Source organism: Sphingobacterium sp. LRF_L2 (assembly GCF_965644235.1).
GTDB lineage: Bacteria > Bacteroidota > Bacteroidia > Sphingobacteriales > Sphingobacteriaceae > Sphingobacterium.
Window position 1 is genome coordinate 203,558 of record NZ_CBFFRI010000004.1, and the last position, 21,390, is coordinate 224,947.

General features: G+C 39.6%; 12 protein-coding genes. 1 reads left to right on the forward strand and 11 read right to left on the reverse strand.

Annotated elements, in window-relative coordinates; genetic code table 11:
• Positions 1–9: 9 nt before the first annotated feature.
• A complete protein-coding gene (locus ACSZOX_RS09695) occupies positions 10–618 on the forward strand; it encodes a hypothetical protein (protein ID WP_437919686.1) in 609 nt (202 codons plus the stop codon).
• Positions 619–985: 367 nt separating this feature from the next.
• Here the strand turns inward: ACSZOX_RS09695 and ACSZOX_RS09700 are convergent, their stop codons facing one another.
• The 11 genes from ACSZOX_RS09700 to ACSZOX_RS09750 form a co-directional block, all read right to left on the reverse strand.
• Entirely contained in the window at positions 986–1,372 is a 387-nt protein-coding gene (locus tag ACSZOX_RS09700; RefSeq protein ID WP_437919687.1) for a hypothetical protein, read from the reverse strand.
• Between the two features lie 500 nt (positions 1,373–1,872).
• Positions 1,873–4,143 (reverse strand): prolyl oligopeptidase family serine peptidase, encoded by a 2,271-nt coding sequence (locus tag ACSZOX_RS09705; RefSeq protein WP_437919688.1) that lies wholly within the window; start codon positions 4,141–4,143, stop codon positions 1,873–1,875.
• Positions 4,144–4,145: 2 nt separating this feature from the next.
• A complete protein-coding gene (locus ACSZOX_RS09710; protein ID WP_437919689.1) occupies positions 4,146–6,341 on the reverse strand; it encodes a M14 family zinc carboxypeptidase in 2,196 nt (731 codons plus the stop codon).
• 13 nt (positions 6,342–6,354) lie between these two features.
• Positions 6,355–7,773, reverse strand: a complete 1,419-nt coding sequence (locus tag ACSZOX_RS09715) for a RagB/SusD family nutrient uptake outer membrane protein (RefSeq protein WP_437919690.1) — start codon at positions 7,771–7,773, stop codon at positions 6,355–6,357.
• Between the two features lie 65 nt (positions 7,774–7,838).
• Positions 7,839–11,036, reverse strand: a complete 3,198-nt coding sequence (locus ACSZOX_RS09720; protein ID WP_437919691.1) for a SusC/RagA family TonB-linked outer membrane protein — start codon at positions 11,034–11,036, stop codon at positions 7,839–7,841.
• A gap of 81 nt (positions 11,037–11,117) precedes the next feature.
• A complete protein-coding gene (locus ACSZOX_RS09725) occupies positions 11,118–12,788 on the reverse strand; it encodes a RagB/SusD family nutrient uptake outer membrane protein (RefSeq protein WP_437919692.1) in 1,671 nt (556 codons plus the stop codon).
• A 21-nt stretch (positions 12,789–12,809) separates the two neighbouring features.
• On the reverse strand, positions 12,810–16,235 hold the full coding sequence (locus ACSZOX_RS09730) for a SusC/RagA family TonB-linked outer membrane protein (RefSeq protein ID WP_437919693.1): 3,426 nt from the start codon (positions 16,233–16,235) through the stop codon (positions 12,810–12,812).
• A gap of 222 nt (positions 16,236–16,457) precedes the next feature.
• Positions 16,458–17,432 carry a FecR family protein gene (locus ACSZOX_RS09735; protein WP_437919694.1) on the reverse strand — a complete coding sequence of 325 codons (975 nt, stop codon included), beginning with the start codon at positions 17,430–17,432 and terminating at the stop codon, positions 16,458–16,460.
• Between the two features lie 58 nt (positions 17,433–17,490).
• Positions 17,491–18,036, reverse strand: a complete 546-nt coding sequence (locus tag ACSZOX_RS09740; protein ID WP_437919695.1) for an RNA polymerase sigma-70 factor — start codon at positions 18,034–18,036, stop codon at positions 17,491–17,493.
• Positions 18,037–18,814: 778 nt separating this feature from the next.
• Positions 18,815–19,777, reverse strand: coding sequence for a DUF1735 domain-containing protein (locus ACSZOX_RS09745; RefSeq protein ID WP_437919696.1), 963 nt, complete (start codon positions 19,775–19,777; stop codon positions 18,815–18,817).
• Between the two features lie 29 nt (positions 19,778–19,806).
• Positions 19,807–21,384 carry a SusD/RagB family nutrient-binding outer membrane lipoprotein gene (locus tag ACSZOX_RS09750; RefSeq protein ID WP_437919697.1) on the reverse strand — a complete coding sequence of 526 codons (1,578 nt, stop codon included), beginning with the start codon at positions 21,382–21,384 and terminating at the stop codon, positions 19,807–19,809.
• Between the last annotated feature and the right edge of the window lie 6 nt (positions 21,385–21,390).

Consider the following 21,390-nt stretch of genomic DNA (forward strand, 5'->3'; position numbering starts at 1 on the left):
CAAAGTGGTATGAGTAAAATTCTTTCAAAGTGGTATGTTTCGTTGGTGATCGCTCCAGTGCTTATTACTTATCTTACGAATCATTTCTCACTCCCTTTATTGCTTGGTGATTGGAAATTGTCTATTATATTTTCTTTAATAATCATCATAGTAATATTGACAATCGAACTAAAAATACAGCGAGACGACAATAAATCCAATGAGATCATCAAAAAGTCAGATACAGAAACCATAAGAAGGTTATTAGGCTTTCTTAATCTGAAATTGATTCAGGAGGAAGTTTTACAGAACGAATCATGGAATGGGTACCCTCATGAAGCAATTGGGAGTATAATAACTTATCAATATGAGAGTAGACTATTGGAGAATAAACTAATAGACAAGAATCTAGAAGTACTCTTTGGTAACTTCAACGATAAACTAAAGGCATTTACGGATTTTTCCTCGGTTCATATGCATGGATCGCCCCATCCAGATTTCCTTATTCCTTTTAAGGATCCTGAGTACAGAGATAAAGGTTGGGTAGATTCTAAGAAAATAGATAAATTGGCTCAAGACGTTTACGAAGAACTAGAGATTTTGATTGGATACTTAAAAAGAGAAGGATACTGGGAATGAAAGTAAAATATGAGATTAGACATCATGATTTTTTCAAAGTACATGCGCCTATCAAGTACTACGACATGGAAGACCTATAGGATGCTACCGAGCTGCTCATGGAAGAGTTCCAATTGTTTTATGGAGCAGAGGTAACTCCAACCTTTACAAGTTCAAACCCCTTAAAGGATAAGTTTTCAATAATACTGTCCCCCTCACTAGTATATGTTGCAAATCATTTCTGTTCCTCAGAAAATGAAATATATCAATATTTAAACAGAATAATTGATAAAGAATTCGTATCCTTTTTGGAGCGCTTTGATCCTCTATATAAATGTACAGGTTTCATAGACTACCATATGCTGTTATATAAAGGAAAGCAATCAGATTATTTACTTATTTGTCCTTTTGACAGCAATCTATGTAAAAAACCAGAGACAACACTGGCTACTAAGAGTGATACAATAAATACAAAATTGATCACATCTAATGGGGCTACAATGCCCGCTAGCATCACTAGCGCAGCACTGACAATAAACACAATCTTGATCATCTTATCTGTAGGTATTGTAGGCCGCGATAGGATGTAGCACACAATAACATACAGCAGATACAATCCCATTACCGGTGCTCCAAACAAAAGAAGAAGAAAGGGTGACATACCATATTCACCACCTGGCAATCTCAACCAACCGATTAATAAATCGCAATAGAAAAATGCCTGTAAGTAGATCAGGATAATATGACCGCAGGTGCTTAGAAATTTGGGGACCATAATGCTTTTGGTTTTTATCTTATTTTCTTTGAGGAACTCATGAACAACAAACAGAATTCGCTAGATCCAGATACGCGTACTTCGCCCGTTGTCTTCCATAAATGGATGAGCAATGTTTATTTCCAAATATTTGTCTACTATTTGATCGAATGTTTTGTCCTGCATAGCTTCGACTCGTGTTTATAACCGAAAACATTTTTAGAACTCCAATAGCTTATCAGAACGATTAAACTTTTATTTTCGCCAATGTTGATATAGCATATTCAAAATCAGAGCATTAATGATAGATATTCTAGTAAAGTAGAAATTTTAAAGCTTGGTGCTTCGATAAAATAGTTTAACAAATAAAAAGGAGCTTTCGCTCCTTTTCTGACGTTGGCAAAACGTAATACAGATAATACGTATTACAAAAAATACTCACCATCTTCAAAACAACAAAAGTTATAGTGCTAAAGATTACGCATGATCTACAAAAGAATATTGGAAGTTGCTTTTCTATATTACCTGATGTTTTTATCAGCTGACAAATAACGTTCAAAAAACTCATAGGTTCTTAACATCTGATCTATTCGTTGCCGATTATCGCCGCTACGAGTGACCTCATGTCCTGCTCCAGGATGTCTCACGTATTCCACTGGTTTACCCAAAAGTTTTAAACTACGGTATAACATATCACTCTGACTTACGCCAACTTGTGTGTCATTTTCTCCGATAAAAATCAATAGCGGTGTGTTGATGGCTTCAACGTAATTAATCGGAGATTCCTCTTGCAACAGTTTTCCTACTTTTGGTGTCCATGGGTAACCATCGTAATAACGCGGAATAATATGCCACACACGCCCTTCACCAAGGAATGTTTTAAAATCGTACACACCTCGTTGGCTACTCGCAGCTAAGAAACGCTTGTCATGTGCCAGTATCCAGGTTGTTAAATACCCTGCATATGATCCGCCACTTATCAAAAGCTTGGTCGTATCGACCCATCCCTGGGCTACGGTTCTATCCAGAAACGTAAGCACATCACGGGATGGACCTTTCGCCCAGTCACTCTTATTTGCCCGTAAAAATTCTTCACCATATCCTCCTGATCCGCGAGGATTACCATACACTATCCCAATACCTTTTCCTGCAAAATATTGAAACTCATGCCACATGCTTTGTTCTCCCGGCCCCCACATCGATGCAGGTCCCCCATGCATTTCCAAAAGAAGCGGATATTTCGTCGATTTATCGAAACCGACAGGTTTTACTACCCAATATTCCAATTCAAGGCCAAGCTCATTTGTAAACTTATGTTTTTCGGGTAGGCTCAATGTACGCTCCTTAAGCCACTCGGTATTCAGCTGTGTCAACCGGCTTTCTTTTTTACCGTCCGCTATATTAAGGAAAAGTTCAGACGGATTTTGTGCGGTTGTTTTAGCATAAACAACGGTATTATGCTGAATATCAAAGTCAGATACACCTTCATCTTCCACAGTAAGTCTCTCATATTTATCTTTGGTCCAACTTCCTCGATATAGTGTGTTTCCCCCATTTTCCTGTGCTACAAAATAGATTTCTTTATCACCGGGAATGAATTTTAAATTACTTAAAGACCTGTCAATTGAAATTGGATACACCTTTCCATCTTTGACTTTAAGATCTTTTACATAAGTCCTTGTTACGTTCACTGTTCCCGGCACACTTCTTTGAAAAGCAAACCAATTTCCTGTTGACGAAGCCGCGGTCACGGAATATGACTCTTTTGATGAAGAAAGAAACGAATGAAAGCCAGAACCATCGGTATTTACACTATAAACTGAGCCAAAGGATAATTCTTCTGCCGCTGGGTTGTCGTTTCCTTCACCGGCCCCTCTCACATTCACGAACAATCGTGTATCGCCTGCAAAAATCAGATTTGAAAAAGAGAGCAGACCATTAGTCAGTTCCTTTGGTTGCGAACCGCTTATTGTATCTATGATAAAAATATGGGATAGCCGTTGGTCAATCTCTCTTGGAGATTCTTCCGGATTGGAAGAGTTTCTAGCGATCACCTTTGCTTTTTGATCCTTTTCATTCTGTTGTAAATAGGCACGAATAGCCTCATCACTACCATTTGGATCAGGTTTAACTTTTGGACGCAACACGGTTTGAACCACATCCTGATTTTCTTTCCTCCAATCAACGAGAAGACCTGCGAAGATATCATCGTAATCCTTTACATACTGTTGCAAAGTAAAATTGGATATGAATGCCAATCTTTTACCATCTGGGCTCCATTTTAAGCCTGAGGCGCCATATTTCAGATCCGTTATCTGTTTTGTACGACCTGTACTTAGCGTATAAAGAAAGATTTGCGATACACCTTTGACATTTCTGGTAAAGGCAAATTGTTTCCCCGAAGGACTGAACACCGGTTGATTTACACCTTCTGCTTTTTCATCAAGCTTGCTTAAGGTATTATTATTTTTGAGATCGATTATCCAAAGCTCTCTCTTATAGGCATATTCTAGGCCGCCGCCCTGTGAATCACCTATTGCGGCCCCATTACCTCCCTCTCTTCTCCCAAAATTACCCGAAGGTCTTGCATTTGATCTCGCACTGGAATCGGAAACAATATTACTTATTGAAAATATCACATAGTTTTCATCAGCACTCAGCTGTACATCAGCTGCCCGTGATATTTTTAACAGATCTGTAACCTGAACCGGAATCTTTTGAGCGAACAGATTTAGTCCTACAAGACTTTGAACAATAATAATAGTACCTGTTATTAATACATTTCTAATCATTTCTATATTGTTTTTTTAGACACTGTATTCAATTTTTCTATAAGTTTCTGCGCTGAAATTTTGGCCTTCTCTTTGATAAACTGTGGCTCGGTATCGTCCCCAATTTCATAGACTAATGATTCAGCATTGTAGTTCTTGTAGAGGTAACTAAAAGCAGTGTAGGTCGGACCTTCAAAATACAAAGGTTTGATATGTGGAACGTACCCCGGTACTGCACCGTTGAGACTTCCTATCCAGTCAGGTACAAAATTTGGAAATCTACTTTTTAAATTGGGATCGACAGTGTAATAGATATCACTCCCGGTAGAGTGGAAGTCCAGCGCAAAATATAATTCACGTTTTTTTTGGGTAATTTCCTTTTCCAAGAAATCTCGTATAGCTCGGGTTTCCGGTTGATTAAATTCAGCCCAGTCCCTATTTAGGTCTACCCCGTTTGCATTATTACGCCAATGTCCAAGATCAACACCGTCTGGATTGACAACAGGAATAAAGTATAAATAATACTCTTTTCGGAAATCTCTTGCATCCTTGGTATCGCCTAAAAGATATTCTACAAAAGCTGCAAAGGCGTAGTGCCCGGTAATCTCTGGAGGGTGTTGACGCCCAAAGATTATTAAACGTTTTTTACTAGAGGGATTCCCCACACCGTAGACATATAAAGGTCTATTCAAGGCTGTATTTCCGATTTCAGTCTTTATCAACTTATCTTGGCCTATATTTAAACCTTCGATCCATTTATAAACCTGTGTTGACGATTCGTTCGGCTGCGCTGCTATCCACTTTTTTGATGAAGAGATCTTAATTGGAAAAATAAAAGATGGGCTTCTACGGTCTGTGTTACTATTTGCACCTGCAACTTTTTCCCATGTAATACCGTCAATACTTACCTTGGGATCATACCGGTGCTTATAATTTTGTGCATAATCCAGCTGGATATGTATCGTTGTATCTTTGGCGGCCCAAACCTGAAAAGCATACCAAGGACTTGAGTTTATGGGAGAATTTTCAGGAGCAATCTGGATATGATAAATTCCGTCTTCGCTTCGGTCAACACCATTCAATCGCGCCCCGTCAAACTCATTGCTAAAGAAAACATGCTGATCCGGGCTAAATATACCTTTTGCCTGCTGTTCAATCGCTTTTGATGCAGTAGAAACATATTTTATAGGCTCCTGCCCTCTAAAATTTCTTTTCACGCCCCCTATTCCAACGTTGTTTAACAGACTATCAAGTACTATTCCCAGTCTTTCTCCTTTGACATTTTTAGCAATGATCACCCCGTTCTGATCCACTAAGAAATTCGCAGGAATAGCTCTAACGGCATACTTTTCAGCAATTTCACTATCCCAATATTTGAGTTCAGAGACATGTGTCCAGGTCAGTTCATCGTCATGGATACCCTTCAACCAATTCTCTTTTGTTTTGTCAAGTGAGACTGCAAATATACCGAATCCAAGATCTTTGTATTTCTTGTAGTTAGCGACAATATTTGGATTTTCCCGCCGACATGGACCACACCACGATGCCCAAAAATCAATAAGAGTGTATTTTTTCAGATTATCATACAAACTTACAGTTTTCCCCGAAGTGTCCACAGCAACGATCTCGGGTGCTTTATTTCCGATCGCCACAAGTTTTGTCGCCTGAATAATTCGACGTAGATCTTGCGTAAACCTTGATTGCTGTTGCACAGGGGAAAGCAATGTTATATTCTTTTCAAGTTCCTCAGGGGTGAGCCTGTAGGACCACTCTCGATAAAGTACGTAGCTTGTTACGATATTGTCCGGATATTTCCCGATAAACTCAGAAATATCGGTAACCCGTTCTTTGCGGTATTCTGTAAATATATCCTGGCTGGGCGACCCGGTCACTAGGGTGCCGGCCCCTCTACCTTCGGTGTCGAACACAATTTTATTGTCCCCCTTATCTAGAAACAGATAGTAAGGCGCCTCTTGTCTATCCACAGAGAATCCGTAAAGATCAGGAAGGATCAGTTTTGTTTTAAAACTGAATTTTCCATTACTGATCTTAGCTGAATCGATAACCGTAAAAATTTTATTTTCGAAACTATGTAAATATGCCCAATGCGATTCGCTGTTCTTAACCTCTCCTTTAAAATTAACAGCTTGCTGCTGTCCCATTAAAGTTGAAGATCCTAGCAAGAGACCACATATGGTAAATAACGTTGGTTTTTTCATGTTTTTTTAGAACTTAATTAAACAATTTATTCGTTGTCAACTCCGTACTGGGAGAAGGAAAAATATAATTTTCAGCGTTTACAGAAACGGATGAAGTTTGGATATTTGAATCTCCTTTTGCCGGAAGATCCTGTAATTTTCTTAAAAGATCAAATCCACGGAATCCTTCGCCCAACAGTTCAATCCGGCGTTCCTTAGCTATTGCTTCCAAGAGATTTGATTCATTTCCCGTTATCGAAGCAGCAAAGGAATAATTCGGATCGGAACGCTGATGAACTGCCTCTAGCAAATTGGCAGCGAGGCTCAGATTTCGACCACCGGTAGCAAGGGCTTCCGCATAATTGAGAAGTACTTCCGCATATCTAATGACAGGAATATAATCTACAAATGGAGATGCTTTAGCATACTTTTTAAGAAATTGCTTTCCAGAGTTTGTATAGAGAAGACTTCTACGTACATCATCTGCCCCCCATTGGGCATCGTTCAATATACCGTTAGGATTAAGATAATATTCTCTGTTCACGTTATAGATATATCCAATCGATGATTGTCCAGATAGCGCATCGTTGGTAGTCATTGGCATACTTAATATGGATTCTTTAGTCACATAACTTGTTCCGAATATTGTCAGTATACTCGCTTGTAAAGCATGGTTAACCCCCTGTTCCGCAGAAAAAGGTGCGACATTCTGCGGAATTAATTTGACAGCTTCTTCGATGACACTATCTAATTCACCGATTGTTAAATATACGCGTGTTTTTAGAGCTCTGGCTGTATTTTTATGCGCCCGAGTGGTATTTAGCAGATCAGTACTATATGTTTCAGGCAAACCCGTTTCTGCATCGTCAAGGTCGGTTAAAATCTGCGCGTACACTTCTGAAACCGTGCTACGTGCGAGATCATTATTATTGGCATCGGTTTCGGCCTGCAGGCGCAGAGGCAATCCAGGAGATAGTCCCCCATTTTTAACATAGGGCTGTGCAAAGACATTAACAAGACTAAAGTAGGAAAGCGCTCGCAAAAATTTAGCTTCTGCAATATAATTCTGTTTCTTTTCCTCGGTTATCTTACCATCTCCCTTTCCTGTGTTCAACCCGTCAATTAAGATATTAGCACGATTAATAGTGGCATAAGCGGCCGACCAGAGGTTATTTACATCGTTAGACCCACTGCTATAGGAATTATTCCAACTTTCGTATGCCGTATAACTGTTCGCTGTGATATTCAAAAAGTCCTCGCCCCGTACATCCTGATAGAGCAGATATCTGCCCCCGTAAAGACTCGCAGACTTTAAACTTTTATACACACCATTCGCCAGCCCTTCTATACGATCCGCCGTATCAAAAACATTTTCGTCTGAGATCTGGGTCGTCGGTACTAAGTTAAGTCCATCTTCCGTACTACATCCACTTGCAAGTAGCAGTCCGGCCATAGCAACTGTACTTATATATTTTTTTCTAAAAGGAAAATTTAATCTGAAGATCATCACTACAAATATTAAAATGAGAAATTAAGTCCTGCGCTCCATGTTCTGCCCTGACCGAGTGAATTTTTTTCGATACCGATCGATGTATTTGAACTACCGTTGGCAGAAGATTCTGGATCTGTCCCGCTGTAACCGGTCAACAGAAATAGATTTGATACCTGGGCATACACTCTAATCGATGAAAAACCTTTAGCGTTTAAGAAGTTATTCCGGAATGTATAACCGAGCACCAATTGCTGCAAACGGAGAAAATCCGCTTTTTCAGCATTCTGATCAATAGCAAACCCATTGGAACCATTAGAAATGACGTCGTTATAAACCAACCGAGGGATATCGGTATTTTGACCGACAGAGGTCCATCGGTCCAATACCTCAACTGAATTGTTGTAGAACCGTTGGTCAAGTAACGTTCCTCTTGTCGCGTTGAAAACTTTGTTTCCGCCAGAAAATGTAAAATTGACTGTACCGTCGAAATTCTTGTAGCGAAAGTTGTTGCTAAATCCGCCGTACCAGACCGGTAACGCATTTCCTAAAATCTGATAATCGTTAACCGAGATCGCAGCAGCCGGTGTACCATCAAGATAGGTCCAATTGTTTCCTGTGGATGTAGCCGCTGTATATTGCACGCGTTCACCATCTTTATTAATAAAAATACGCTGACCATTTTCAGGATTTACGCCATCTGTTATTGCTCCATAAAGGCTTCCAGTAGAATAGCCAACCCTAGTAATATTGTTTGCTTCGGTTGTGGTGTGGGTATAACCTATTATATCTAAATCTCCTGTTGAAAGGGCTGTTACTCTGTTCTTCACATGAGAAATATTGAAAGAGGCATTCCATGTAAAATTTCCATTGTGGATAAGCTCCGAATTTAAGCTTAGCTCTAACCCCTGATTGTACATGCTACCGATATTTGTGGTAATACTGCTCCCTGGAATTCCTTTAGATGGAGATTGTGGTGTATCGAGGATCAGTCCATTTACGTTATTTCTGAAGTAATCGAAATCAACATTGATCTTTCTGTGAAATAAGCTGAAGCTGATGCCTAAGTTTGTCTGTTGCGAGGTTTCCCATGCCAAATCGGCATTTCCGGCCTGCGATATTGCCCAAGTGGGGACGTCACCGTACAGCGACGAACTGTAAAGATTCAGCGATTCATACGCCGACAATGCGCCATTACCAACTTTCCCCCAACTACCTCGGAACTTAAGATCATCGACAACATCCGGCAAAGATGAATTCTTATAAAACGACTCTTCAAATACAGACCAACCTAAAGAAACGCCTCCGAAATCCCCATATTTAGAATTAACTCCCAAAGCAGAGTTTCCATCACGTCTGAAGTTCGCAGTAAGCATATACCGTCGATCATAATTATATGAAGCTCTGAAAAATGAAGAACGGATCAGACGTTCACTTATACTACCTCCGGGAGTAGATGTCTGTGTCCAACTTCCCTGAAAGTTTTCAAAAAATGGATCCGATACATTGGATTGCGAAGCACTCCAACTTTCATTATTGTATTTCTGCATATCGTAACCAGCCAAAAGTGACAATTCATGCTTGGCATTAAATTTTTGATCAAATTGCAGGGTGTTGGTAAATACCCAACTATTGCGGATGTTGTTGGATTTGCTGACGGATCCTTTACTGGAGTATCCGGACGAACCTAGTTTCGGACTAAGAAAGGAATCCGCAGTAGTTTGGTTACGGTCCAAGGAATAGGTAGTATTGAATCTTAGGTTTTTAAGCAACTGAATACTGGCTCCAATATTACCGAGTATATGGTCACTGAAATTTGTGTATTTGGAGTACTCAAAGAGCGCTTCCGGATTATACAACGTATTGGTAAAAAGGTTTGCTCCTGACCCCAATAACCCGGTACTATTGAGATTATAACTACCATCTTCGTTATAAGGAGATACATTCGGAGGCAAAACAAGAGCTAGACGTGCTCCGTTAATAAGCAGCAGCTGACTGCTGGGCAACGATCCCGAGTTCTTTGAATCGTTGAAGGTATGGTTATAGCTGACACCACTATTCACCGTAAACCAGTCGGTCACCTGATGTTCTACTCTGTAGCGAACTCCTTTTCTTTCAAATTTATTCTTGGCAAAGAAACCTTCCTGATCGGAAAAATTTCCAGAGAAGAAGTATTTCGTCTTTGCAGTCCCCCCACTGACTGAGAAATTATGATTGTGACTATATCCGGTCTGATATACATGATCATACCAATTCGTCTCAACCAGATTTCCGTTATCATCATATTGGGGAAAAAACAGTTCACTTGCAACGCCGGAGTTATTTTCATTCCCTGACAGGATTTTACTGTTAAGCACCGCTTCGTTCTTGATTGCAATATACTGTTCAGCATTAAGCAGCTTCGGCAGTCGGGTAACATTCTGTGCAGATCCCCATACCTCGTAGGATACCTTTGGACGGCCTTCTTTACCGTTTTTAGTGGTGATAAGTAAAACTCCATTTGAACCACGCGAACCGTAAATTGCGGTCGATGCAGCATCCTTAAGAACATCGATAGACTCTATATCCGATGGATTGATGTCCGCTAATGGATTATTCGGTACATTTGAACTTCCGATATTGCCTGTTGTTACAGGAATGCCGTCAATCACAATAAGGGGCGATGAGCTGAGTGAAATGGAATTGAGTCCACGCAGACGAATTACCGGAGGATTGTTCAAAAGTCCATTGGGTATAGATACGTTGACCCCTGCAGCCTTGCCCACAAGTGCCTGTTCAAAGCTTTGGATCGGAATATCTTTGAGTGTCGCACTGCTGATCTTTGAAGCTGCCCCTGTAAAATCAGATCTTTTTTGGGTACCATATCCAACGACCACCACCTGGTCCAGTTCGTTTGAACTACTCTGTAACCGTATAGAATCTCCTTGAACTTTGACAATGGCAGTTTGCGAATCATATCCCACATATGAAACCACCACACGCGAAGGAAGGTTCTGTCCCGTGACAAAAGTAAAAACACCTTTCCTGTCGGTATTTACGGCATGTGTCACACCAAACAACTGCACGGTCGCCCCTTCGATGGGCTCTAACGTCTTCGCGTCTACCACAACTCCACTGAAGGACGCATTTACAATAGTCCTGGGGTTCTCCTGGGCAAAAATTCCTGTATGTGGTAACAGCGCTAAGCTGTATCCCACCAAAATGTACTTAAGTAGTCCTGTTTTCATAAATGCTGTTAATCATGATGTTTTATTTATAGTTGTTGTTTAGATTTCATTCAATTAAAAACCCTATTCATTGGAGAGGGATCATTCCTGTGAATATCCAGGATTCTGAACTATAGCACCACTATGTGAATAAGTGATTTCTGTTGCGGGAAGCGGCCAGATAAAACGGTAATCTTCATAGGGTATAGCCGTCAAACCTTTCGTTATGCTTCCATAAGCTGCTTTTCCACTGTATAGCGTACTAAAATTAGAGGTGGATATATTTGAAGCTAAAACTTTTGCTGGAATACCACCGGTAATAGAGCTTGTGCCAACCAACGCATAATTATTGAAATCGGGATCTAGTGCAAGTCTATGGATATCGCCCCATCTTTTGCCCTCCGCAACAAATTCAATCCTGCGTTCTGCCAGAACAGCTTTTATAAAGCTTTTATAATCTGAAAAAGAGCCCAACGTATACTGTTTGTCGACTGTGGTAACCGCTCGGTTTCTGACAGCATTCAGGTAAGAAAGAGCTGTCTGATCCACATCTTGTTTGTTCCTGACGTAAGCTTCTGCAATATTTAAGAGAACTTCCGCATAACGGATCTGCGGGGCATCGTCTCCCCACGAGGGATCATAATATTTTGTCGTGAAAAGCATCGGCTTTTTCCCGGAAGGAGCTTTAGAGGGGTCATTATCGGTAAAATTAGCGGTCACCATGGATCGTCTTAAATCCGTCTCGTCCCATTCGGTGAGATTCCAAAGTATAGGACTAATACCGATCAGACCTCTGGCTCCCACTGTTGCACCGTTGCTTCCGAACATACTTTGCAGTGCTCCACTGACACTGGCTTGGTCAGAAGGCGTATTTTCGATCGAGAAAATATTTTCCAATGAAGTATTGTTGCTAAAAGGGCCATCGGGAGTGGAAGTCAATGTCCAGCCACCAATAGGACTGGTGAAAGAACTTCCTGCGGATTGAACTATTTTTGCTCCCTCAGTTAAAACTTCGGACCATTTGTTCTGATGCAGAAATACCCTAACTTTTAGTGCAATAGCGGCTGCTTTCGTTGCGCGATAATTTGGGTTGTTGGTCAGCGTTTCAGGGAGATAGGTTTCCGCGTAATTGAGGTCATTTTCTATGAATTCGTAACAGTCAGAAACAGAACTTCTTGCCGTAGCATTAGCCTTTTCAATCGTTTCATCATCTTTTATCGCAAAATCACGTATTACAACTCCGAGTTGTCCTCCCTGGCCGTCAGCGTACGGACGGGCAAAACCAATCAGAAGCTGATGCATGGTCAGCGCCCGTAAAAAGCGACACTCAGCAATATAAACACGTCCTTTTTCTTCGGTAATCACGGCATTTTGAATTGCTTCATTCACACCTTCTTCAACGAGATTCGCTTTGTTTATCAACGAATAACAGGTATTCCACATATTGTAGCAGTTCGGTGAAGTGGATGCATATGTCGAATTGTAGGTGATCTGGTAAAATGATTCCATATTGATCACGTCCTCTCCACGCAGATCATCTTGCTGTAAATTGGCTGCACCAAAAGGATATCCCCGAGGAGCTAGTCCCCCCTGGTAGAACCCCGTCTGCGCAGCGTCATAAACACCAATTACGGCCAATTCAACTCTATCTGCATCTGTAAAGATGGTTTCCTCCGTCAACGAAGTATACGGTACGATATCCAGAACGTTACTACAGGAAGTTAGATGAAGGGTGGATGCGAGCAACAGTATATATTTGATTGTTTTATTCATTGTATTTCAACTTAGAAAATGTTAAAAGCTTAAATTAAGACCTAGAGAGAAAGAGCGTATTGTCGGGCTGGATGTGCCAGCGCTGCCTGATTCGGACGCGGTATCAGGATCTACGCCCTTGAAGCTGGTTATCGTAAAAATATTCTGTCCCTGTAAATAAACACGAGCCGACGAAAGAAATTCGCCTAGAGGGCCACGGAAATCACCTTTAGAAAAAGTGTAGGATAAAGTTGCTGTCTGCAGTCGAAAATAATCTCCAGAAGTTATCCAACGGTTACTCGGAGAAAGGTTGATAAAGGACTCCTTTCCATACCATAGCTTTGGCACATCTGTATCTATATTTGTAGGTGTCCATCTATCCAATATTTCGACTCCGTTATTTTTAAACTTTTGGTTCAACAGAGAGCGAGCCTGACTGTCACTGATTTTATTTCCTCCTGAAAAACGGAAGAAAGTCTCTAAGCTCAAACGTCCATAGGAAAACGTATTGTTAAATCCTCCGTACCATGTCGGCGAAGGGTTTCCAAAGATGATTTTATCCTCATCTGTTAATGTCGTCTTCTCGCCCAATGTACCATCCTCTTTAGAAACTGCATAGTAATAGAGCTGATCTTCAATATTTCCCTGTATCAACCGGCCATCTGCCTTGTAGTACATAGGATTTCCGGTTACTTTATTTACGCCAGCATAGTCATAACCGATCATCATATTGAGAGGAAGCCCCACCTGGACTAAGGATGAAGTCCCGCCTAAGTCCTCATCACCATAGAGTTTGGTAACTTCGTTTTTAACTTTGGAAAAATTGGCATTTATATTCCATCGAAAACGGGCGTGTTGAATAATATCTGCAGCGACAGTAAATTCTACGCCTTTATTAAACATGGCACCGACATTTCGGGAAACAGAATTCCCTGGAATACCATAGGAATTGGGATAGGTCACACTCATCACCATATTATCGATTTCGTTGCGAAACCAATCAAAACCAAGAGAAATTCTGTTATTTAATATCCCCGCATCCAGTCCGACATCCAATTTCTTGCTTGTTTCCCATTGCAGCGATGGATTTCCTACACTGGAGACCGAAATTCCGTTTAAAGAACCATAAGGAGCTGCACCGTATGTACTTAGATATGGGAAGCCTGACAATGCATTGCCCACCTTTCCATAACTTGCCCTTAGCTTTAGACTTGGTAATGCACTGGATATTCCGAACTTCGACCAGAATTTTTCATCAGAGACCCTCCAACCTGCAGAAACACCGGGAAATACGCCAAACCTGTTCTCTTCCGCCAGGGAAGAAAGACCATCTTTGCGAATTGTTAAGCCGAAAATATACTTTCCCTGAAAATCATAGTTCAGCCGTGCAAAATAAGATAAGAAAGCGCTTTCTGAATAGCTTCCACTTGAGGTTTGATTGGTATAAGTGCCATTTATTAGGTTCTTTTCCTGAAAAAATGCATTTGAAAAATCGGTGCCTCCAGCTTCAGCACTACTTCGCTTTGTACGCTGTATTTCGTTACCAGCGGTGATAACTATGTTATGTCCAGCAAAGCCACGGCTGTAGGTCAAATAGTTCTGAAAGTTGAGTAAGCTTTGACGAATAAATGTATTTTGAACTAATCCATTATAACTAAATCCATCACCATGGCGCGCATCCAGGGAATAAAAGTCATAACCTAAGTTAATATCTGCACTTACCTGAGAGCGGTATTTTAAACCCGGTAGTATCTGAAAATCTCCAAAGGTGTTATTTAGGATACGATAACTATTTACTTCATATTTATCGTTATTCATGGTGAATAAAATATTTGCAAACGCATCATCAATTGTCTGCAAATTGGAACCTGCTCCCAAAGATTTTCCATCACCTGATAAATTATACCCCGTCTCAGACGTTTGGTCGTAGGGACTGACATTAGGAAGTGCAACCAGGGCTACAGCATTAATCGAAGACAGGCCTGATCCAGTATTAAATCCAATATTTTCAACATTCGAGACTGAGGTATTGGTTCCAATCTTTATATACTTATTAATCTGATGATCGATGTTTGCCCTAAAATTATATCTTGTTGATCTATTTTTCTTAACTACGCCATATTGTTTCAAATAATTTAAAGAGGTATAGTAAGTTGTTTTCTCATTACCTCCGCTCAAATTCAAGGAATGATTCTGGGAAAAGGCATTACTATTGTATACTAATGCTAGCCAATCGGTGTCAGTACCTGCATCATCAAGTCTAGCAGGATCTTCCTCTACACCTGAATTTCTATATTTCTCGTTTGCAATTTCGACAAATTGCTCTGCATTCAACAACTTAGGCAACTTCGTAGGATTGGATATCGTATAATAGCTGTTATAGTTTACACGCGCGGCACTTTTCTCTCCTCGTTTTGTTGTAATTAGTATGACTCCATTTGCTGCTCTCGAACCATATATGGCGGTTGCTGCACCATCTTTTAATACATCAATGGATAGAATATCATCGGGATTGATATCTGCCAGTGCATTTGTTGATGTGCTGGCACCGACATCAGAAGTAGAAATAGGCACTCCATCGACAACCCAAAGTGGGTTTCTGGAATTATTTATCGAATTAATACCTCGTATACGTACGCGTGGTGAAGCATTGGTATTTCCGCTACCAAGAGTGACCTGCACTCCCGCGGCACGCCCCGCGAGCTGTTGATCAAAACTTGTCGTGGAAAGATTTGCTATTGATTCTCCGGTAATTTTGGCGATAGAACCGGTTACTGTTCTTGCTGCCTGGGTACCGTATCCAACGACCAGTACCTCTTCCAAATCGTGGACATTTGACGCAAGATGAACTACTATATCTTGTTCTCCGTTCAATTCAACCGACTTCAACGAAAATCCGACATGAGAAAATAGGATTTCTATTCCATCCAGAGAAGATACAAGCAGATCAAAATTTCCATGGTCATCGGTAATTACTTTCTGATCATTGTCTTGTACCTGTACCAATACGCCATTTAAAGGTTGCTGTGATTGCTGATCAAGTACTTTTCCTCTGAGAACTATTCCATTTGGAGATGAAGTATTTTTAGCTTTCAAAACCTTAACTGGATGTATAACCGCCATATTTTCAATTATGGTAAATTCAAGATTATATGGCTCCAAAATTTTTTTTATGATTACATGGATCCTTTCATTGGCAGCCTTCAAATTTACTTTCTGTTTCGTTTTATTTGCATCAAACTGATAAGCAAATTTTATATCGGTTTGCTTCGATAACTTCTCTAATGCGGCGCCCAATGTGCCATCTTTTATTTCAAAAGTTATCTTTTCTTCCAGGTGTTGATTAATTTTATTCGTTCTTTCTTGTTGTCCGTAAACGGTAAAGAATGTTGAAAATGTAAGAACGGCGATACTCAGCAGTCTAAGTATGCCGGAAACAGGATCTTTATGCATTAAGGTTAACTTCATTTTAAGCGGTTAAATATTTGTTTTTTTTGTTTGTTAAAACTACTGGCTACCACCATAGTTCAAATTAGGGGTCTTATAAGGACGGAGCATACAAGCCATATTCCTCTTTCCCCTTTGTAGAGGTTTTCTTTCATCTTTTTAATATTAATAAAATCTATAGTTTAAGTCGACTTTTATATTAAGACGCAAGAAATACCATTATCCCCCAAAAAAAAATAAAATTTATTCTGCTGTGAATTCGTAGTACCCTTCATGCAACGTAAGTTGCGCAGGAGCCAGCATGGATAAGACTTTCATTATCGTTTCTACAGATTTTTGCTCAAAATCTGCATAGATCTTTTTTTCATATAGAGTAGGGTCTACTTTAATCCTTACATTGAAGCGACGCTGCAACGTATTTGCGACATCCAATAACGAGACATTTTGGAAACTTAATTTTCCTTCCTTCCATGAAGTTATATTTTGGAGGTCTACAGATTGGTCACGTGTTATTTTCTTTATTCCCTTATGATAAATTATTCTATCGGATTTACCTAATATCTCTGTGAATTCAACTTGTCGATCTATATTCTTGGAGACCTGTACTGAGCCACTTATTACAGCGACTGTCGATTCTTCATCTGATGAGTACTCCCGAACAATAAATTGAGTTCCGAGAACTCTTGTTTTAAAATTTTCTGTAGTAATCACAAATGGGCGATTCTCATCACGATAAACATCAAAATATCCTTCTCCACTAAGTGTAACGTTTCTATTCTTCTTCCCGAATTCCAAAGGAAACGTCAAACTGCTCTCATTGTTTAGCCACACCAGGCTACCATCTGGCAAACTAACTTTTCTAATCTCCCCTTTTTTCGTAGTAATTGTATTGGTTTCAGCGGCTGCTTCTATTTTGGGATTCTCAAATAAATAATAAGCCATTGCGCTCAGACATAGGCAACATATAAAAAACGCCGCAATTTGGACAATAGTTCTCATTCGTAAACTGGAGGCAACGTCTTGTTCGTAATTTTCTATGGAGCTATCGATACGTTGCCAGACTTCTCTCTTATTGAAGTGGGGTACATCCTGTTCAGATGCTTGTTGATCACTATTGTCCTCTAATTTTTTTGCTCTAAAAATTTCACCTAATTTATCCGCATTCCCCGATACCGATCGGCGGAAAAAACGTCTTAGAAAGGTAGAAAATTCACCCATAATTCAGAATTAAAATATAAAATTAAACATAAAGATTTCTTAACACAAGCGAGATCCTTTAGGTTAGATTCTGTAAAGCATTCCGGATTTTCCTCAAAGCAATAGTAATCTGATTTTCCACAGTCTTCACGGTAATATTTAAACGGGTTGCAATCTCTTTATGTGGTAGTTGCTCTTCACGACTAAGTATAAAAATTTCCTGACATTTTGGGGGAAGTAGTTTGACATTTCTATTAACGATTGTATTGATTTCATGGACATCAAACATTTTGTCTATGGAAGAACTTTCGACTAGGACCTCTTCCACCTCCTCTATATCTGCAAAATTATAGGACTTTCGCAATACCGAAAGAGCCTGGTTTCTCGCGGAAATCGTCAGATATCCTTCCAATGATTTAATTATCAACTTATTTCTCGATATCCATAAGCGAACAAATATTTCATGTACGATATCTTCGCACAGCTGCTTTTCTGCGATCAGCATATATGCAGTACGGTACATTTTCTCGGAATATCTATTATAAATTAACCCCAGAGCATTTCGATTGCCTGATTTTAATTCGAACAATAATCTTTCGTCAGACACATCTTCTGTAACTTTCACATTCACTAGAAACCTTGTTTATTAATAAAGAAAGAGTTTTATTTAGTACTGAGAGTTGCTTCTATAAAGCAAGTTGGGGAAAACCTTGGCTTTCCCCAGCTATTATTGAGAGAGAAGATCTTTACCACACATTCGATAAGACGAGCTGGCTAGTACAATTCGTAACGGACAATTGTGCAAAACTGAGCTATCTTGAATAAATGTATTTTCCATTATTTTGTTTTTACTAGCTTGGGTTAATTCAAATTATAGAACAATCTAACGACTGTATTGCAAATTTAATAATAATCTACTAATATGGTATACTTTTTTACAAAAACTTATTGATTTAAATTGTTAAACTTATTCTACTGATAGAATATAAAAAAAGAATTAATAGCTAATCACCTATTAACATGTTATACGTATGGAAAAAATCATTCATTATCGTGTACCTGTGTTAAAAACAGATAGCTTAAAGCTAACCTAGAATAACATAAAACATTTGATATACAAAAGTATTATCCTGCCAGAAAATATAAAAGAGAAATAGGTAACATATAGAATAGACCACATGCCCTCAGTGAGACCAAAACCCAAATCTACAATCTTTTTCACCACAAATTTATTTCTAAATTTTACTATAAAATATTTGTATTTTATATATTAAAAAATGTCTGCAAAGAACAATAAAATGATCTGAATGCAACTCTAAGCTCTTGGAAGTCTTAAAAAGAGGAGGCTACGACCCCTCCCCCTTATTAACTAAACTAAACAAAAAATTCAATAACGATCTTGATCAACGCGCACTCTTAAAGGTGTACACTTCGCTAAATTTGCCCCGTCGACCACTTGCTTGCACCAGATAATATGTGACGTGAATTGTCTTTGTATCCGGATCATAGTAGTTGTCTACTGAGCTATCTATTTCACCATACCGCCCACTAGTATTAGTTCCCTGTCCATAATAGTTGGTGACTGCCGTTACTTTATTTGTACTTGAGTCGAAGGTAAAAATCGGGCTCCAATTCCCAAAATATGAAGTAGACCCACCTGCGTTAAAGAAATAGTAATGAGGATAATTTCCGCTGTAAAAACTAACGTAATTCACCTCGCTGGTGCTACCTGTCAACGTTACAAGATTAATTATCTGTGGATAGATCCCCGAGAATGCTGCGTTTACGTAATCCGAGTATGTGCCGTTAACCTCATAAACACCATCATATTTATTCTTGATAGAGACCGCAAAAACGCCCTCTGCATAGTTACCGCTTATTGTACCTTTACTTGAACTTTCTATAGCAACACCTAGAGCGTATGCTTTTGTAAAATCCTCAGCAGAGAATTGAGGTGGATAAATATGGATGTTCAATACAGCTTCATTTTCGCCTTTAGGAATTGTGACTTCGTAACTATCTATCGCATATAATCTATCTGGTAAAACTTCGTAGGCAGACTGCCAGGAATCATTGTACCTATCTAAAATTTCGGCATCGATCTTCAATTTCACTGTAATATCTTCCGAAGCTGCTTCCACACCAGTTAAATGAACCCTAACGGGGAGTGTGATAACGTCCTCCGCTTCAAAAACAGAACTTTTCGCACGAGCAACTGCTGAACTACTAGTTCTTGCTGGCAGATCGAGTTCTACAATTCCAAAATTGCCATTGTCGGCAAATATCCCCTCCTCTTTTACACAGCCACATAAAGTTAGTGTTGCTGCCAGCAGGGTGCTTAATATTAAATTCTTATCTATTTTCATTCTCTATTTAACTATTATAGGGTTAACGATCAATTTAAGTCCCAGAAAATCGGATCCGAGAATGCATTTGTCAGTTTGGGAACATTAGAATTCAGGTTCACTTCCGTTTGGGGGTAAAGATTTCTTACAGGCAACTTATCCGCCCTGGAAGATCCAGATTGGATCGAGACAAAAGTTTCTGTAGCGAGAGTGGATCCATTCACAATAGACGGATAAGCAGTTCTTCTGAATTCGTTCCAAGCTTCATGTCCATGAAAGAAGTTTAGCGCTATATACTTTTGTGTAATGATGGCTTCTAGATGTTGTGCTACATTCTCACCTTTATCGAAGTTCACAAGATAATTCTCTGCATTTTCGTCCTGGTAATCTTGGAGATCAGATTCGGGATCCTGTCCTGATGCAAGTGCATTTGATGCATTTTTTTCCAAGTAGGTAAAGGAAGCCAGAATGCCTTTATTAAAATTCTGCTTTGCAGTGCCATCCAACTCGTGTCCATAAAGCGCTGCTTCCGCTAGAAGAAAATGGGTCTCTGCTGCTAAAAAGATTGGAAATCCGGCGGTTCGTCCTTTCAGTACCCCCAACGCATCTGCACTGCCAGTACCTATGTACCATACATAATCGTCCGAATTCGGGTTGTTTGTTTCATCAGCAAGCTGACCAACCGATGTATTAGGATAATTTTTAAAGGTCAAACTCCCCCTTTTTATGTCGGATATCTTTGTTCCATTATAGAATGAAAACAGATACTTTGATGGAATATAATAGTTTGCCGCTGTCGTAATCGATCCGGCTGTACTACTGTGAAATGCTCCAAACAGGGGATTCTGACTGGCCGTAGCTTGATATCCGGGATCGACCAGTACATCATCCAATAGAAAACCATCATCACTAAACGTGCCAAACGCTGTCTGAACAAAACTGTCAATTGACGTACCACGAGCCCGAACAAGTAATCTTAATTTAATATTATTAGCAAATTTGATCCAATTTTCAAGATCCCCTGCAAAGACAGGATCGGTATCTTCAGACAACGTTTTGTAGGAAACATCATCTATATATGACCTGATATCTGAAATGGCCACGTCGATCTCTGTTACCAGAGCCTCATAAACCGCAGCATCATCGTCAAATGCTGGCGTAAGATTATTATCACCCTGAAGCGCCTCTTTATAAGGCACATCACCATATGCATCTACCAACAACTGATAATTGAATACCTTCAGAATTCGAGCTATATCGCCATAGAATTTAAATTGGGGATCCGAATCCGTGTAATCGATGATAAACTGAAAATCACGGAGATTGCTAAACACGTTATTCCATAAAGAAGTGTTTGTACTTGAGGTAAAGTTATAAGTGTAGGTATCACCATATCCAGAAATTCCACTTCCTGGTAACTGATAGCCTACCAAGAACGCACCATAAGAATGATAAGTCACTACATTACTAGCCGTTGTTGCAATAGCCTGTGTTAAAACGAGATCTGGAGTGATTGTGGATGCTGTTGCAGAATTTGGATTTTCGTTGATATCAAGTTTCGTACAGGACCAAATCATCAACGGGAGAGCTGCCCCGACTAAAGTTTTTATTATAGATATTACTTTCATACTTTC

Coding starts and splice junctions, on each gene's coding strand:
- ACSZOX_RS09695 (WP_437919686.1), top strand. CDS start 10: ATGAGTAAAATTCTTTCAAAGTGGTATGTTTCGTTGGTGATCGCTCCA.
- ACSZOX_RS09700 (WP_437919687.1), bottom strand. CDS start 1,372: ATGGTCCCCAAATTTCTAAGCACCTGCGGTCATATTATCCTGATCTAC.
- ACSZOX_RS09705 (WP_437919688.1), bottom strand. CDS start 4,143: ATGATTAGAAATGTATTAATAACAGGTACTATTATTATTGTTCAAAGT.
- ACSZOX_RS09710 (WP_437919689.1), bottom strand. CDS start 6,341: ATGAAAAAACCAACGTTATTTACCATATGTGGTCTCTTGCTAGGATCT.
- ACSZOX_RS09715 (WP_437919690.1), bottom strand. CDS start 7,773: ATGGCCGGACTGCTACTTGCAAGTGGATGTAGTACGGAAGATGGACTT.
- ACSZOX_RS09720 (WP_437919691.1), bottom strand. CDS start 11,036: ATGAAAACAGGACTACTTAAGTACATTTTGGTGGGATACAGCTTAGCG.
- ACSZOX_RS09725 (WP_437919692.1), bottom strand. CDS start 12,788: ATGAATAAAACAATCAAATATATACTGTTGCTCGCATCCACCCTTCAT.
- ACSZOX_RS09730 (WP_437919693.1), bottom strand. CDS start 16,235: ATGAAGTTAACCTTAATGCATAAAGATCCTGTTTCCGGCATACTTAGA.
- ACSZOX_RS09735 (WP_437919694.1), bottom strand. CDS start 17,432: ATGGGTGAATTTTCTACCTTTCTAAGACGTTTTTTCCGCCGATCGGTA.
- ACSZOX_RS09745 (WP_437919696.1), bottom strand. CDS start 19,777: ATGAAAATAGATAAGAATTTAATATTAAGCACCCTGCTGGCAGCAACA.
- ACSZOX_RS09750 (WP_437919697.1), bottom strand. CDS start 21,384: ATGAAAGTAATATCTATAATAAAAACTTTAGTCGGGGCAGCTCTCCCG.